Source organism: Mesorhizobium sp. B2-1-1 (assembly GCF_006442975.2).
Lineage (GTDB): Bacteria > Pseudomonadota > Alphaproteobacteria > Rhizobiales > Rhizobiaceae > Mesorhizobium.
This window is the reverse complement of the sequence record NZ_CP083954.1, coordinates 3237713-3252766: the sequence shown is the minus strand read 5'-3', so window position 1 is coordinate 3252766 and position 15054 is coordinate 3237713. Positions and strand designations below refer to the sequence as shown.

At 64.4% G+C, this 15054-nt stretch carries 13 protein-coding genes; 7 read left to right on the top strand and 6 right to left on the bottom strand.

Going from position 1 to position 15054, the window contains the following annotated elements; translation table 11 throughout:
- The first annotated feature begins 53 nt into the window (after positions 1-53).
- Complete coding sequence (locus FJ972_RS15885; protein ID WP_140521067.1) at positions 54-368, top strand: antibiotic biosynthesis monooxygenase family protein; 315 nt, start codon at positions 54-56, stop codon at positions 366-368.
- Between the two features lie 28 nt (positions 369-396).
- Here the strand turns inward: FJ972_RS15885 and putA are convergent, their stop codons facing one another.
- Positions 397-4008, bottom strand: coding sequence for a bifunctional proline dehydrogenase/L-glutamate gamma-semialdehyde dehydrogenase PutA (gene putA, locus FJ972_RS15880; protein WP_140521068.1), 3612 nt, complete (start codon positions 4006-4008; stop codon positions 397-399).
- Positions 4009-4172: 164 nt separating this feature from the next.
- Between putA and FJ972_RS15875 the strand changes: the two genes are divergently transcribed.
- Positions 4173-4625 (top strand): Lrp/AsnC family transcriptional regulator, encoded by a 453-nt coding sequence (locus FJ972_RS15875; RefSeq protein ID WP_140521069.1) that lies wholly within the window; start codon positions 4173-4175, stop codon positions 4623-4625.
- A gap of 1 nt (position 4626) precedes the next feature.
- Here FJ972_RS15875 and FJ972_RS15870 read toward each other — a convergent pair whose 3' ends face one another.
- Together FJ972_RS15870 and FJ972_RS15865 are read right to left on the bottom strand one after the other, a co-directional pair.
- Positions 4627-5826, bottom strand: coding sequence for a cytochrome-c peroxidase (locus FJ972_RS15870; protein ID WP_140521070.1), 1200 nt, complete (start codon positions 5824-5826; stop codon positions 4627-4629).
- A 7-nt stretch (positions 5827-5833) separates the two neighbouring features.
- A complete protein-coding gene (locus tag FJ972_RS15865; RefSeq protein WP_140495703.1) occupies positions 5834-6283 on the bottom strand; it encodes a FixH family protein in 450 nt (149 codons plus the stop codon).
- Positions 6284-6435: 152 nt separating this feature from the next.
- On the opposite strand from FJ972_RS15865, the gene FJ972_RS15860 reads away from it, so the two are divergent.
- Positions 6436-7356 carry a sugar kinase gene (locus FJ972_RS15860; RefSeq protein WP_140521071.1) on the top strand — a complete coding sequence of 307 codons (921 nt, stop codon included), beginning with the start codon at positions 6436-6438 and terminating at the stop codon, positions 7354-7356.
- A gap of 3 nt (positions 7357-7359) precedes the next feature.
- On the opposite strand, the gene FJ972_RS15855 is transcribed toward FJ972_RS15860, so the two are convergent.
- The 3 genes from FJ972_RS15855 to FJ972_RS15845 all read right to left on the bottom strand — a co-directional run bounded on the left by FJ972_RS15855 (position 7360) and on the right by FJ972_RS15845 (position 11104).
- On the bottom strand, positions 7360-8382 hold the full coding sequence (locus tag FJ972_RS15855; RefSeq protein WP_140517222.1) for an aldose epimerase family protein: 1023 nt from the start codon (positions 8380-8382) through the stop codon (positions 7360-7362).
- Positions 8383-8467: 85 nt separating this feature from the next.
- Positions 8468-9925 carry an NAD-dependent succinate-semialdehyde dehydrogenase gene (locus FJ972_RS15850; protein ID WP_140517224.1) on the bottom strand — a complete coding sequence of 486 codons (1458 nt, stop codon included), beginning with the start codon at positions 9923-9925 and terminating at the stop codon, positions 8468-8470.
- 228 nt (positions 9926-10153) lie between these two features.
- Entirely contained in the window at positions 10154-11104 is a 951-nt protein-coding gene (locus FJ972_RS15845) for an AEC family transporter (RefSeq protein WP_140521072.1), read from the bottom strand.
- A 263-nt stretch (positions 11105-11367) separates the two neighbouring features.
- Between FJ972_RS15845 and FJ972_RS15840 the strand changes: the two genes are divergently transcribed.
- The 4 genes from FJ972_RS15840 to FJ972_RS15825 all read left to right on the top strand — a co-directional run bounded on the left by FJ972_RS15840 (position 11368) and on the right by FJ972_RS15825 (position 15019).
- Positions 11368-11916, top strand: a complete 549-nt coding sequence (locus tag FJ972_RS15840) for a histidine phosphatase family protein (RefSeq protein WP_140517227.1) — start codon at positions 11368-11370, stop codon at positions 11914-11916.
- A 303-nt stretch (positions 11917-12219) separates the two neighbouring features.
- A complete protein-coding gene (locus FJ972_RS15835; RefSeq protein ID WP_010909964.1) occupies positions 12220-12501 on the top strand; it encodes an acyl carrier protein in 282 nt (93 codons plus the stop codon).
- Between the two features lie 17 nt (positions 12502-12518).
- Positions 12519-13706: a beta-ketoacyl-ACP synthase gene (locus tag FJ972_RS15830; RefSeq protein ID WP_140521073.1), complete on the top strand. Its 1188-nt coding sequence runs from the start codon at positions 12519-12521 to the stop codon at positions 13704-13706.
- A 41-nt stretch (positions 13707-13747) separates the two neighbouring features.
- Positions 13748-15019 carry a beta-ketoacyl-ACP synthase gene (locus FJ972_RS15825; RefSeq protein WP_140495696.1) on the top strand — a complete coding sequence of 424 codons (1272 nt, stop codon included), beginning with the start codon at positions 13748-13750 and terminating at the stop codon, positions 15017-15019.
- Positions 15020-15054 lie beyond the last annotated feature (35 nt).

The window sequence follows — 15054 nt, the reverse complement described above, 5'->3', positions numbered from 1 at the left end:
CGCGGCATCCTGCGGCACCACCCGTCTAAGTCCAGGAAATCGAAAGGAACTCCATGTACATCGCCATGAACCGCTTCAAGGTGCAGAACGGCTCGGAAGCCGATTTCGAGGCCGTGTGGAAACACCGTGATTCCAGCCTTGCGGAAATGAAGGGCTTCCGGGAGTTCCATCTGCTGCGCGGCCCAGTCAACGAGACCGAAGGCTATACGCTGTTTGCCTCACACACGGTCTGGGCAAGCCACGACGATTTCGTCGCCTGGACCAAGTCGGAGAATTTTCGCGCGGCCCACAGGAATGTCGGCACGACGAAGGTCCACTATCTCGGCCATCCCCAGTTCGAGGGTTTTTCGGTCGTCGAGGGCGCCTGAAGCAACCTCGCCAGCCGGATAAGGGTCCTCACGCCGCCGCAAGCAGGCTGGCATTGCCGCCCGCGGCGGTCGTGTCGACGCAAACGGCCCGCTCATGCGCGTAAGCCGCCGGATTGAGCACCTCGCTGACCAGCGGCACGATCGGCCCTGCGCGTTCGGCGATCACCTTGCGCACGATACGCGCCGCTTCCGGCGTCCCCGAGAAGGCGACGACGTCGACGTGCAACGACCGAGCCTCGACCGGATCGGGGCGGCCGTCGATCGCCGCCAGCGGCAGGCCCTTGCCGGTCAGCGCTGAAAGTGCCGCCGGCGCTCCTGGCGCCACCGCCAGCACCGCATTGCCGGCGGCGAGCGCCTGAATCGTCTGGGCAAGCAGCGTGTCGCCGTCTGGTCCCAGGCACAGCACCCGGCCGCGCGGCGCCAGTGACAGCGTGTTGGCCTCGCCGGTCGGCCCGGGCAGGTCGATCTGGCCGAAATCGATACCGGCGGCTGCTCCGATCGCCGCGGCACCTTTGCCGCGCAAATGCTTGCGCAGGATGGCGATGCGGTCCGGCCGCGTCGACCAGCCGCCAAGCGCGGGATCGGGCAGATTGTCGGCGAGTTCGGTCGCCGTCACCTTGTGGCCGTCGCCAACAGGCGCGCCTGCCTCCGGTCCCTTGCGAAAGCGCCGGAGATAATGCGGTCCGCCGGCTTTGGGCCCGGTGCCGGACAGCCCCTCGCCGCCGAACGGCTGCGAGCCGACGACCGCGCCGATCTGGTTGCGGTTGACATAGATGTTGCCGGCATGGATCCCGTCGACGAAATGCTGCACGCGACCCTCGATGCGGGTGTGCAGACCGAACGTCAGGCCGTAGCCCTTGCGGTTGATGGCGGCGATCACCGCATCGATCTCATCGGCGTCGAAACTGGCGACATGGAGCACCGGCCCGAACACTTCGCGCTCCATCTCCTCGATACCCTTGACCCGAAACACATGCGGCGCGACGAAGCGGCCATCCCTGGGTGCTTCGAGCTTGGCGATCAGCCGTCCCTGCAAACCCATCGTCGTGCAGTAATCGCGGATCGAACCCTGCGCCTCGTCGTCGATGACGGGACCGACATCCGTCGAGATAGCCCAGGGATCGCCGACCTTGAGCGCCTCCATGGCGCCCTTCAGCATCTCCAGCATCTTCTTCTCGACATCCTTCTGCACATAGAGGACGCGCAGCGCCGAACAGCGCTGGCCCGCACTCTGGAAGGCGGAGGCGAGGATATCGCGCACCGCCTGCTCGGGCAGCGCGGTGGAATCGACGATCATGGCATTCAGCCCGCCCGTCTCGGCGATCAGCATGGCATCGGGCGCGGCTGTCTCGGCCAGTTGCTTCTCGATCAGCTTGGCGACGTCGGTGGAGCCGGTGAAGCAGACGCCGGCAATGCGCGGATCTGATGTCAGTGGCCCGCCAACCGAGGGGCCGTCGCCCGGCAGAAGCTGGATGACGTCTTCCGGCACGCCGGCCTCGCGCAGCATTTCGACGGCTCGGAAAGCGATCAGCGGCGTCTGTTCTGCGGGCTTTGCAATTACCGAATTGCCGGTGACGAGCGCTGCGGCGATCTGGCCCGTGAAGATGGCGAGGGGGAAATTCCACGGCGAGATGCAGACAATGACGCCGCGCGCCTCGGTGCCCGCTTCGGCATTGGCCGCCTCGGCCGCGTAATAGCGCAGGAAATCCACCGCTTCGCGCACTTCGGCGACGCCGTCGGCCAGCGATTTGCCGGCCTCGCGGGTGGCCAGCGCGAAGAATTCGACGGCATTGGCCTCGTAGAGATCGGCGGCGCGATTGAGGATGGCCGCGCGCTCGGCAACCGGACGCTTTGCCCAGGCTGGCTGCGCTTCGACGGCGATGCGCACGGCGGTTGCCGCCTGCTTGGCGGTGGCTTCGCTGACCGTGCCCACCACTTCCGAAGGCCTGGCGGGATTGACGACCGGGCGTTGCTCGCCATAGCCGGCCGCGCGCGTGATCGGCTTGGCGTGCCAGCGGTTAGGGCCCGCGAAGGCTGTCCTCTCCTTCTCGATTCCTGCCAACGTCACCGGATCGGTGATGTCGAACCCTTTCGAGTTGCGGCGGCTTGCACCGAAGATGACGGCAGGCCGGGGGATCGCGGGATTGGCGGCGGGGCCTTGGCTCTCGACCGCTTCTAGCGGGTCGCGCGCGATGTCTTCGGGCTCGACATCCTCGTCGGTGAGTTGGTGGACGAAAGATGAATTGGCGCCGTTCTCCAGCAGTCGGCGCACCAGATAGGCGAGCAGGTCGGAATGCGCGCCGACAGGCGCGTAGATGCGGCAGCGCGTGCCTTCGGCCTTGCGCACCGTCTCGTGCAACGCCTCGCCCATCCCGTGCAGGCGCTGGAACTCGAAGCTCTCACGGTTCTTCGTCATCGACAGGATGGCGGCGACAGTGTGGGCATTGTGGGTGGCGAATTGCGGATAGATGCGATCGGTCATCGACAAAAGCTTTCTCGCGCAAGCGAGATAAGAAACGTCGGTGTTGACCTTGCGGGTGAAGACGGGGTAGCCGGCGAGCCCCAGCGTCTGCGCCCGCTTGATCTCGGTATCCCAATAGGCACCCTTGACCAGCCGCACCATGATGGTGCGATCGTATTTCGTGGCAAGCGCATAGAGCCAGTCGATGACGAAGGCAGCGCGCGGACCATAGGCCTGGACGACGACGCCAAAGCCGTTCCAGCCTGCAAGCTCCGGCTCGGCAAGCACGCGCTCGATGACGTCGAGCGAGAGGTCGAGGCGATCGGCCTCCTCGGCATCGATATTGAGGCCCATGCGCGAATGGCGCGCCGCGAGCGCCAGCGAAAGGAGCCGCTCGGCCATGACAGGCAGCATCTCTTCCTTCTGCGCTTCCTCGTAGCGCGGATGCAGCGCCGAGAGCTTCACCGAGATGCCGTGGTTGTGGCGGATATCAGGCCCGTTTGAACCGGCATCGAGTGACGAGATGGCATCGGCATACGCCTTGTGGTAGCGCAGCGCATCGGCCTCGGTGCGGGCCGCCTCGCCCAGCATGTCGAAGGAATAGAGATAACCCTTCTGTGTCATCGGCCGGCCGCGCTTCACCGCTTCGGCGATGGTGCGGCCGAGCACGAACTGCTCGCCCATCTCGCGCATAGCCGCCGCCACCGCCTTGCGGATGACGGGCTCGCCGAGCCGGCGCACCATGGCGCGCAGCGTGCCTTCGATGCCGCCCTCGCCTTCATCGAGCACGCGGCCGGTCAGCATCAGCGCCCAGGTCGATGCATTGACGAAGATGGAGCTCGAGCCGCCCGAATGCGCCGACCAGTCGTGCGGCGCGATCTTGTCGGCGATCAGGTCGTCCATCGTCTCGGTATCGGGCACGCGCAGCAGTGCTTCGGCCAGGCACATCAGCGCCACGCCCTCCTTGGTGGAAAGGCCATAGGCGGAGAGGAAAACCTCCATCAGCCGTGGATCGGACGAGCCGCGCACCGCCCGCACCAGATCGGCGGCACGAGCCGAAATCGCCCGGCGATCCTCCGCCGAGAGGCCGCTCGCCTCGGCCAGCCGCTTCACGGCCTGATCCTCGTCGGGCAGATAGTTGGCGCGGATTTGCTGGCGGATGGCGTCGAGCGCTGGCATGGCGGGTCCTACTGGCAAGCACAAGGGAGCGGGCCGGCGGTCACCGGACCGAATGGCGCAAGCTAGCACAAGTCCCGATTTTCAGGCGGTCTGAAGAAATCGACATTGCAGTTCGATCGATCTATCATATCACCGCAAACTACCCGAAGAAGGCTGCATTTTCGATGAGGGAAGACCAATTGGACCGCATCGACAGGAACATCCTGTCGGCGCTGGCAAGCGCCGGCAGGCTTTCCATGTCGGAGCTCGCCGCCAAGGTCGGCCTGTCCAAGACGCCGGTTCAGGCGCGGGTGAAGCGGCTGGAGAAGGACGGCTATATCAGAGGCTACCAGGCGATTATCAATCGCGAGCGCATGGGCGAAGGCCATGTCGCCTTCGTCCAGGTGAAACTGTCCGACACCCGGTCCGCCGCGCTGGACGCTTTCAACCGCTCTGTCCAAGCCGTTCCGGAGGTCGAACAGTGCCACATGATGGCGTCGAGCTTCGATTATCTGCTGAAGGTCCGCACCCGCGACATCGCCGCCTATCGCCGCGTGCTGGGCGAGCGCATCTCCGCCCTGCCCCATGTCGCCCAGACCTCGACCTTCGTGGCGATGGAGACTGTGAAGGATCGATAGTTCATTCCGCCAAGGTCTTCAAAAACGCCACCAGCGCCGCGCGCTCGCGGTCCGACAGCGCCAGCGGATGAATTTCGGATGTCCCCTCCACACTGGGGGCAGCCTTGGCATAATGCGCCACCACCTCGTCGAGCGACGCAAACTGACCGGCGTGCATGTAGGGCGGCCGCGTCGCCGCGCCGCGAAGCGAAGGCGTCTTGTAGGCGCGCACCAATTCCGGCGCATCCTTGACCATGAACCGCAATTCGCCGCAGGCGCCGACATCGCCATCGCGATAGGCGCCGAAGCAGTTGAACGGGTCGGCTTGAACTTGGCGTACCGCGTCGACGCGGCCGCGATCCGGCGGCAGCCCGTTGACCGGCGGCACGCCGGTGTTGTGGAACCCATTGTCGGTGAAGCGCGGCCCATTGTGGCAGGTCACGCAATTGGCCTTGCCGATGAACAGTTTCAGGCCGAGGATTTCCTCCCGGGAGAAGGCGGCGTCGCCTTTCGGCTCGGCGCCGGTCGCCAGGTCCAGCGCGAACCGGTCGAAGCGGGCCTGCGGCGGCTCGATCGAGCGTTCGAAGGCAGCGATTGCCTTGCCGATGTTGGCGAACACCCGGTTTATCGCGTCACGCTGCTGGTCGCTCATGGCGCTCCATGCAGCCTTCTCGGCATCGCTGCCGAGCGGACTGGCATTGGCTGGTATGTCGGACAGATCGGGCAGCGGGCCGAAGATGCGCTCATAGCGGTCGCCGAAGCGCGCCTTGATGTAATGCGCATAGGCGGCACGGTTTCCCGCCTGCTCCAGCGGGTTCTCCAGCGGCGTCAGCGCCTGCGCCCACAGGCTGTCGCGCCGTCCGTCCCAGAAAAACCAGGGATCGCGTGCGATGCCGGCGAGCGGCATGGTACGCCGGTTCGTGCGGCCGACGCCAACCGCCTGCGGCAGGCCGTCCTGAAACTGCCGGTCGATCTTGTGGCAGGTCGAGCAGGACACCGTGCCGTCGCGGCTCATGCTGGCGTCAAAGAACAGCGTCGAGCCAAGGGCAGCGGCGGCCGGGACATCGGCGAACCGGTTGGTGGTGTCGGGTTTCAGCGCCGGCAGCCTCGACAGCGCCAGCGAGGCGATGGTCTTCTTCTCGGCATCGGAAAAGTCCGGCTTGCCGCAGCCGGCAAGAACGGCCATCGCCATCAAGACGAAAAAGCGCGCAAGACGCCTCATCTGCGGCTCACAGCACGACGTTGAAGACGACCGTATCCGACCCAGCCGTCGCGGAGATGGCAAAATGCAACTGCCACCAGCCGCTCATGGTGAATTTCACGCCCTCGATGCGATAGCGCCCGTCGCCGAGATAGTCCGTCGCTTGCGGGCTGGTCGGCAGGCCGTGGCGGTGCTGCGGCATGCCTCCCGATACCGCGATCGCGGCCCCTTCCACCGGCGTCCCGGCTATCGTCTTCAACGTCAACAGCCAGGCTTCCAGTTCGCCTTGACGGACGACGCCGCGTTCCGGCGCGAAGCTCGCCATAAACAATCCGTTCTCGGTCTTTTTGGTTCGGGAGATATCCGGGCCGGCAACCTGCGCGGTTCGCGGTGCGGTCAGATAGACCACTGCCAGGATGCCAGCCAGCAAGGCTGCCAGACCAAGACCCGCCAAAAGATAACGCCATATCGAAGCCAAGCCGGTTCCTCTTCAGGGGATAACGTTTTGCCGCACCGATCGCATCCCGCCAAACCTGTTGGAATCGCAGGTGACGGAAAAAACCGCCCTTGCCAAGCATGGCGCTCTACTCTCCAAAAAGCTACAGCAGCATCGTAACAGGGGAATGGATCATGATCGGCAAAGGTGTCGCCTCGATCGGCGAATGCATGATCGAGCTTTCGGGCCAAACGGGTTCGAACTGGCGCATGGGATTTGCCGGCGATACGTTCAACACGCTGTGGGCCCTGCATGCGCTGAGTGGAAGGCCAGCGACCTACGTCTCGGCTTTCGGAGACGATCCTTTCTCGCAAGACCAGATCGGCTTCTTCGCGGACAATGGCATCGGCATTGGCGAAAGCCCTGTTATCCCGGGGGCGCGGCCCGGCCTCTATGCCATCACGCTGACCGGCGCTGAACGCTCCTTCACCTATTGGCGCGGCGATGCAGCTGCCAGGCAGCTTGCCTCCAATCCGGCTGCGTTGGCAAAAAGCCTTGAAAAGCAGGCGCTTGTCTACTTTTCCGGAATCACTTTGGGAATTCTGGACTCCGCTGCGCGCGCCACGTTGCTATCGGCCGTGGCCGAGGCGCGATCCGCGGGGTCCCTGATCGCCTTCGATCCCAACTACCGGCCACGGCTGTGGCGCGATCGCGAGGAGGCGCAAGCCGCGATCCTGGAGGCGCTCGCCGTCACCGACATCGCATTGCCGACTTTCCCGGACGAGCAGATGCTGTTCGGCGATGAAGCGCCACAGGCAACGGCTGGGCGGCTCGGGCAACTGGTCGGCGAAGTGGTGGTCAAGAACGGCGAACAGGCCGCGCTGATCGTCGAGAACGGGACGCTGCGGGACGTTCAGGCGATCCATGTGGCCACGCCCGTCGACACCACGGGCGCGGGCGATTCCTTCAACGGCGGCTATCTCGGCGCGCGTCTCGCCGGACACACCCCTGCGGAGGCTACGAAGCGCGCGCACCGTGTCGCGGCCAGCGTGGTGCAGGTTCGCGGCGCATTGGCGCCATTCGAGACGTTGCGTGCGGCATTCGAAACGGATTGAGGGTCAGGGCAGCCGGAACCGATATTCCGTCACGTGATGGTAGATCGCACCCGGCCACAGTGTCGCCTGCGGGAAATACGGCCGGTTCGGCGCGTCCGGCCATATTTGCGGCTCCAGGCAAAAACCACAGAAAGCTTTGTGGTTTCGCCCTTCCAGCCCCGTGCGCGGCGTCACATACTGGCCGGTATAGAGCTGGACGCCGGGCTCCGTGGTCCACAGTTCCATCTCGACGCCGGAGCTCGCGCCTTGCACCCACGCCGCCTGCTTGAGCGGCCCGCGCGCCGAAGCGAGGCAGAAGTTCTGGTCATAGGCAAGCTGCTCGCCCTCGATCTCCATGCGCAGCGGCCGTGCCTGGCGGAAATCGAAAGGCGTGCCGTCGACAGGCTTCACCGTGCCCGTTGGAATCATCTCGCCATCCACCGGCAGATAGGCGCCGGCATTGAGCATCATCCGGTGATCGAGGATGTCGCCCGTCCCGCCATCATCGAGATTGAAGTAGGAATGCTGCGTGAGATTGCACAGCGTCGGCTCCTCGCATGTGGCTGATATCTCGACGCTGAGCGTGCCGGGGATCTTCAGCCGGTAGGTGCAGGTGACGTCGAGTGCGCCGGGAAAGCCCATCGTGCCGTCGGGATCGTGCAGCGTCAGCGTGACGAAGTCCCGCCCGTGCAGCGAAACCGTCCACGGCCGATGGAAAAAGCCTTGCGAGCCTCCATGCAGCGTGTGCTTGTCGAGAAAATTGCGCTCGGTCTGGTAGCGCTTGCCGGCGATGGTGAAACGGCCGTCGCGGATGCGGTTGGCATAGCGGCCGACGACCGCGCCGAAGAAAGCCGTGTCGGTTTCATAGGATGATAGATTATCATAGCCGAGCACGAGAGGCGCATCGTGGCCGGCCAGGCGCAGGTCCTGGATGATCGCGCCGAGCCCAAGGATATTGGCGCTAAGTCCGCCGCCTCTGATGGTGAAGCGGCGAATCGGGTCGCCCGCCTGGGTGGTGCCGAAAACCTCGCCGTCCTTCATTGCCATGCCCGCAAACGTCAGTTGATCCAGACGGCCCGTTTCGTAGCCGGGGCAGGCAGATCATAGGCCTGCCTGTCCCGGCGACAGTCTATCAGAGGCCGAGGCCGCCGATGCAGACATATTTGGTGTCGAGGTAATCCTCGATACCCTGATGTCCGCCTTCCTTGCCGAGCCCGGACTCCTTGACGCCGCCGAACGGTGCTTCCGGCGTGGTGATCAGGCCTTCATTGACGCCGACCATGCCATATTTCAGCCCTTCCATGACGCGGAAGGCGCGGCCGAGATCGCCGGTGTAGAAATAGCAGGCGAGGCCGAATTCGGTGTCATTGGCAAGCGCAATCGCTTCTTCCTCGGTCTCGAACCTGAAGACGGGCGCCACCGGCCCGAATATCTCTTCCTTCATGAAGCGCATCTTGGGCGTCGCATCGGCGATGACGGTCGGCTGGAAGAACGAGCCGCCGAGCGCATGGCGCTTGCCGCCAGCGACGACCTTGCCGCCCTTCGAAGTCGCATCGGCGATCAGTTCCTCGACCTTCTCGACCGCCTTCTCGTCGATCAGCGGCCCCTGCTGCACGCCCTCCTCCAGGCCGGAGCCGACCTTCAGCTTGTCGCTGGCGGCAGCCAGCTTCTCGACGAACCGGTCATAGACGCCGGCCTGGACAAGGAAGCGGTTCGTACAGACGCAGGTCTGGCCCGAATTGCGGTACTTGGCTGTGATCGCACCGGCGACGGCGCGGTCGATGTCGGCGTCGTCGAAGACGATGAACGGCGCATTGCCGCCGAGCTCCATCGACACCTTCTTCACGGTGACGGACGACTTCTGGATCAGGATCTTGCCGACCTCGGTCGAGCCGGTAAAAGTGATCTTCTTGACCAGCGGATTGGCGCAGATCTCATCGCCAATTTCGCCGGCCGCACCGGTCAGGATGTTGATTACGCCCTTGGGGAAGCCGACTTCCTCGGCCAGCGCGCCCCAGGCGAGACCGGAGTAAGGCGTCTGCGAGGCGGGCTTGACCACGGCGGTGCAACCCGCGGCGAGTGCCGGGCCGAGCTTGCGGGCCAGCATCGAGGACGGGAAATTCCACGGCGTGATGGCGGCGATGACGCCGACCGGTTCCTTGGTCACCAGGATGCGGCGGTCCGCCCACGGCGACGGCACGACATCACCATAGGTGCGGCGGCCCTCCTCGGCGAACCACAGGATGTAGGAGGCGGCCGAGCCGATCTCGCCCTTCGATTCGAACAGCGACTTGCCCTGTTCAATGGTCAGGAGCTCCGCCAGAACGTCCTGATTGTCCATCATGGCATCGTGCAGCTTGCGCAGCAGCTTCGAGCGCTCGAGCGCGGTCGTCTTGCGCCAGGTCTTGAAAGCTTCGTCGGCGGCTTCGATGGCGCGGCGGGTCTCGACCTTGCCCGCTTTCGGCACGGTGCCGATCTTGAGGCCGGTTGCCGGATTGGTGACGTCGACCGTCTGGCCGCTGTCGGCCTGCACCCATTCGCCGTTGATAAGATTGGCCTGGCGCATGAAATGGCTGGTTTTCTGAAGCATGGTCTAGCCTCCGTTCGGCGCTCACGGGCCGCTATCTGGATGTCTTCGATTAGCGCACCGTGCGCTGGGGCCATTGCTCTTAACCTAGGGAAAGCCCCGCAAGCAATCGCAAGATGGCATATAGGGGTTATGCCAGTGCAAGGCGAGAGCCGAGGTTTGATTTCACCGCTGAGACATCGCGTCAAACCGGATTCACGCCGAGCGGCTCAGACTCCGGTCTTATTCATGTCAGCCGAACACGTGCACGCTCACCGCCAGCCAGAAAGCAGTGGTAACGACCGCGCTCGCGGTCGCGATGGTCATCTGGTTCGACGCCAGCGCCTGGCCTGTGTTGAACTGCACGGCAATGAGATAGGAATTGATGCCGGATGGGAGCGCCGCCACCACGACCGCTACCTTGGCGGTCAAGGGCGGCAGGCCGAGCAACCAGACGAAGATCAGAACCAGCGCCGGCATCAGGAACAGCTTCAGTGTTGATAGCGCCAGCGCCGGGCGGACATTGCCTGATATGCCGAAGCGGCGCAGGCTGAGCCCCATGGCGAACAGCGCCACCGGCCCGGCGGTGCCGGCCAGCGCGTCCACCAGCCGCATGACCAGTTCGGGCAGCGGGATGCCGCTGAAGCGCCATGCGAGACCCAAAAGAATGCCGATGATCAGCGGATTGATGAACAGCCGCCTCAGGAAATTGCGGACGACGCGCACGGGGTGCACATGCTCGCCGCCGCCGCGGCCGAACATCTCGAACAGCACGATCGAAGCCATCATCATGACAGGCAGATGCACGGAAACCAGGAGCGACAGCACCTCGAATCCATCCCGCCCGAATATGCCGAGAATGAACGGCGCGCCGAGCAGGACAACATTGGAATAGGCCGACGACACCCCGCCGACGACACCCGCGCGTGCGTCGCGTCCGAATATCCGCGTGGTAACGACATGGCCGGCGGCCCAGGTGATTGCCACCGCCGCGAAATAGGCCCCCCATAGCGACCACGGTGCCACCCCGTGGAAATCGGCATTCACCATCGTCTGGAACAACAGCAGCGGCATCGCAACGCTGACCGCGAAATCGGATATCCCCTCGCCGCTCGCCGGCTTCATATAACCGGTGAACCCGGCGAGGTAGCCGAGCGCCACGAGGCTGAAGACGAAAAGGACGGTTTCGGTAAGCGGAGACATTTTTCCAGGGATAGGCGAGCCAAGGTCGCGGTGCAATCGCGCCCGAATTTCTTCGACCCCGAATTTGTTCTGCCAAGCGGGGCATCGCCGAAGGCGGCTGGACTTTTCCCATCCCGCTCACGACCGGAAGACCGATCTGGTGAAGCAGCGGATGACGAAGGAGAAGTGAGACCGCGGAGACCGCAGGCCTTTCGCTTGTCTTTGTACCTGCTTTCCGATCCCTATATGCGGGTGGCCGGTACCCGGCTTCTGGAAGGATTACGATGATCCGATTTGCCTTGGCGTTGTTCCTGTTTGGCGTTCCGGCTGCAGCGCATGCGACGGATGCCGGCTGGGCGCTGCTGCGCGATGGCGGCCATGTCGTGCTTTTGCGCCATGCCATGGTCACCGGCACCACCGATCCCGCCAATTTTGATATCGACAGCTGCGCCACCCAGGTCAATCTGTCCGCACGCGGCAAGCAGCAGTCGAGCAAGATCGGCGCCTTGCTTGCCGCCCGCGCCGCGCCGATCGAGCGCGTGCTGTCCAGCCGCTATTGCCGCTGCCTCGACACCGCGCGCATCGCCTTCGAGACCGAGCCGGAGCCTTTCGCGCCGCTCGACCTGCTGAAGGGCGACGCGGCGCAAAAGGCGGCCCAGATCGCCGCGATCATGAAGGAAATCCGCGCCTATTCCGGCTCTGACAACCTGGTCATGGTCACTCATCTGGAAAATATCGCTGCGTTGACCGGCGTCTCGCCGCGCGAGGGCGAAGCCGTTGTCGTCGAGCCGCAGGGCGACGGTCTGCGTGTGCTCGGCCGGGTTACGTTCTAAATCGGGGCCGACCGGCGCATCCGCGAGCAGCCACGCGTCGATGAGGACTTGCGACAGAGGTAATGTTGCCAAAATACCACCCAAAAAAGATGCCGCGCTAGGGCCGCGACAATGAGGCCAACATCATCCGCGGTCGCCAGCCATGGGGGGGCCGCCGGGTTGACCGGCGGCCCGTCTTGCGTTTCTTGGGCACGCTACCCATCTGCGCCCGGCGTATCAGGCCTTTTCCTGCCGGGAAAAACCGATTAGACAGCGCCCAAACAAGATGCGGACAGATTCCGCCCGCAACCGAAGGAAAAGCCCTTGTCCACCACGTTCGACAAAGTCGCCAAGATCATTGCCGACACCAGCGAGATCGATATCGACACCATCACGCCCGAGAGCCACACGATCGACGATCTCGGCATCGACAGCCTCGATTTCCTCGACATCGTCTTCGCCATCGACAAGGAATTCGGCATCAAGGTGCCGCTGGAAAAGTGGACCCAGGAAGTCAATGACGGCAAGGCCTCGACGGACGATTACTTTGTCATGAAGAACCTGTGCGCCAAGATCGACGCACTGGTCGCCGCCAAGACCGCCTGATCCGTACCCGATCATCCATGAGCCCCCGCGACGTCGTCATCACCGGCATTGGCCTTGTCTCCTCGTTGGGAGAAGGCCCCGATGAACACTGGCGCAAGCTCACTCAGCCGGGTCAGAAGCCGGTGCTCGAAGCCGAGCGTTTCGCGCCCTACACCGTCCATCCGCTGCCGGAGATCGACTGGAACCTGCAGATCGCCAAGCGCGGCGACCAGCGCCAGATGGAAACCTGGCAAAGGCTCGGCACCTATGCCGCGGGTCTTGCGCTGGACGATGCCGGCATCAAGGGCAATGACGAGCTCTGCACGACCATGGACATGGTCGTGGCCGCCGGCGGCGGCGAGCGCGACGAAGCGGTCGATGCCGCCATCCTGGCCGCCTCAGAAAGCCGCAACGACCGTGACGTGCTGCTCAACGAGAAGCTCACCACCGAACTGCGCCCCACCCTGTTCCTGGCACAGCTTTCCAATCTGCTCGCCGGCAACATCTCCATCGTCCACAAGGTGACGGGATCGTCCAGGACCTTCATGGGCGAGGAAGGCGCCGGCGTAGCCGCCGTCGAGACGGCTGCCGCGCGCATTCGTTCCGGCCAGTCGACGCATATACTGGTGGGCGGCGCTTTCCAGACCGAACATTCCGATATGTTGCTCGGCTATGAGCTTGCCGGCTACCTGCATCGCGGCGCCTGGAAGCCCGTCTGGCAGCGGCAAGGCGCCGAAGGTGGCGGCGTGGTGTCGGGATCCGGCGGCGCTTTCCTGGTGCTGGAGCAGCGCGAACACGCGGCAAGCCGGGGGCGCAAGATCTATGCCGAGCTCGGCCCGGTCGTCTCCGGCCGTGCTAGGCGGCGGCAGGGCGAGCTCGATTCCGAGATCGCCGCGCTGCTCAAGAAGACCGCCGTGCCGAATGGCGGCTTGCTTTCCCTGTCTGGCGCCTCAGGCGCTCACGCGGCTACCGCCGCCGAGAAGTCGGCGTTCGACAGCAATCCCGCGATCGCGGTGCGCGGCTTCGCGACGCTGACCGGCCACATGAAGGAAGCGCAGTTTCCCTTCGCCGTGGCGCTGGCGGCGCTCGCCGTCGACCGCAAGGCCGCTTATCCCGTTTTCGATGCCGCTGCCGAGAAACCGTTCGAAGGCATTCCAAGAAGCGTCCTTGCAACGGCGATCGGCTACCACCAATTCGAGGGCATGGCGCTGGTCAACGCCGCATAGAGCGGCCAGCCACATACAACGACAAAGGTTAGGGCTTCCGGATGGCCAATCTCAGAGATCACATGGGCAGGCCGATCGTTGCCGTCACAGGCATCGGCGTGGTTACTTCCCTTGGAGCCGGCAAATCAGACAACTGGACGGCGCTGACCTCGGGCAGATCGGGCATCCACCCGATCACCCGCTTCCCTGTCGACCACCTCAACACCCGCATTTCCGGCATGGTCGATTTCCTTGCGTCGAGCTCGAAGGGCGCCAGCCCCCTCACATACGAACTGGCGGAGACGGCCGCGCAGGAAGCCGTTGCCGAAGCCGGCCTCAATTCCAGCGACTTCGGCGGACCGCTGTTTCTGGCCTCGCCGCCGGTCGAACTCGACTGGCATGAGCGGTTCGCGCTCTATAATTCCGACAAGCACGACGCCGGTGCCGAAAGGCTGCTTCGGGTGGCGCGCGGCCTGAAGGAGCTCGATACTTTCGAGACCACGCAGTTCGGGTCGATCGCCGACCGGCTCGCCGACCGTTTCGGCACGCGCGGCCTGCCGATCACGCTGTCGACCGCTTGCGCCTCCGGCGCCACGGCCATCCAGCTTGGGGTCGAGGCAATCCGCAGAGGCGAATGCGACCGGGCGCTGTCGATCGGCGCGGACGGCTCGGCGACCGCCGAGGCGCTGATCCGTTTTTCGCTGCTGTCGGCGCTTTCGACCCACAACGACATCCCGGAAAAGGCTTCCAAGCCCTTCTCCAAGGACCGCGACGGCTTCGTGCTGGCCGAAGGTTCCGGCGCTCTGGTGCTGGAATCGCTGGAGGCAGCGCTCGCCCGTGGAGCGAGCGTTCTGGGCATTCTGCGCGGCTGCGGCGAAAAGGCGGACGATTTCCACCGCACCCGCTCCAAGCCGGATGGTTCGCCGGCGATCGCGGCGGTGCGCGCCGCCCTCGCCGATGCCGGCCTGGGCGAGGACGAGATCGACTATGTCAACGCGCACGGCACCTCGACGCCGGAAAATGACAAGATGGAGCACCTGTCGCTGTCGACGGTGTTCGGCGAGCGGATCGGCTCGATGCCGATCTCGTCCAACAAGTCGATGATCGGCCATACGCTGTCCGCCGCCGGCGCGGTGGAAGCGGCATTTTCCCTGATGACCATGCGCGAAGGCGTCATTCCGCCGACCATCAACTACGACAATCCCGATCCGGCGATCGTGCTCGATGTCGTGCCCAACAAGAAGCGCAATGCGCAGGTTGGCACCGTGCTTTCGAACTCCTTCGGCTTTGGCGGCCAGAACACTTGCCTTGTCATGGCGCGGGAACCGGTCTAAGCGAGCCACTTCCGCTAGAACAGAACCGACAGGCT

Coding starts and splice junctions, on each gene's coding strand:
- FJ972_RS15885 (WP_140521067.1), top strand. CDS start 54: ATGTACATCGCCATGAACCGCTTCAAGGTGCAGAACGGCTCGGAAGCC.
- putA (WP_140521068.1), bottom strand. CDS start 4,008: ATGCCAGCGCTCGACGCCATCCGCCAGCAAATCCGCGCCAACTATCTG.
- FJ972_RS15875 (WP_140521069.1), top strand. CDS start 4,173: ATGAGGGAAGACCAATTGGACCGCATCGACAGGAACATCCTGTCGGCG.
- FJ972_RS15870 (WP_140521070.1), bottom strand. CDS start 5,826: ATGAGGCGTCTTGCGCGCTTTTTCGTCTTGATGGCGATGGCCGTTCTT.
- FJ972_RS15860 (WP_140521071.1), top strand. CDS start 6,436: ATGATCGGCAAAGGTGTCGCCTCGATCGGCGAATGCATGATCGAGCTT.
- FJ972_RS15855 (WP_140517222.1), bottom strand. CDS start 8,382: ATGGCAATGAAGGACGGCGAGGTTTTCGGCACCACCCAGGCGGGCGAC.
- FJ972_RS15850 (WP_140517224.1), bottom strand. CDS start 9,925: ATGCTTCAGAAAACCAGCCATTTCATGCGCCAGGCCAATCTTATCAAC.
- FJ972_RS15845 (WP_140521072.1), bottom strand. CDS start 11,104: ATGTCTCCGCTTACCGAAACCGTCCTTTTCGTCTTCAGCCTCGTGGCG.
- FJ972_RS15840 (WP_140517227.1), top strand. CDS start 11,368: ATGATCCGATTTGCCTTGGCGTTGTTCCTGTTTGGCGTTCCGGCTGCA.
- FJ972_RS15830 (WP_140521073.1), top strand. CDS start 12,519: ATGAGCCCCCGCGACGTCGTCATCACCGGCATTGGCCTTGTCTCCTCG.
- FJ972_RS15825 (WP_140495696.1), top strand. CDS start 13,748: ATGGCCAATCTCAGAGATCACATGGGCAGGCCGATCGTTGCCGTCACA.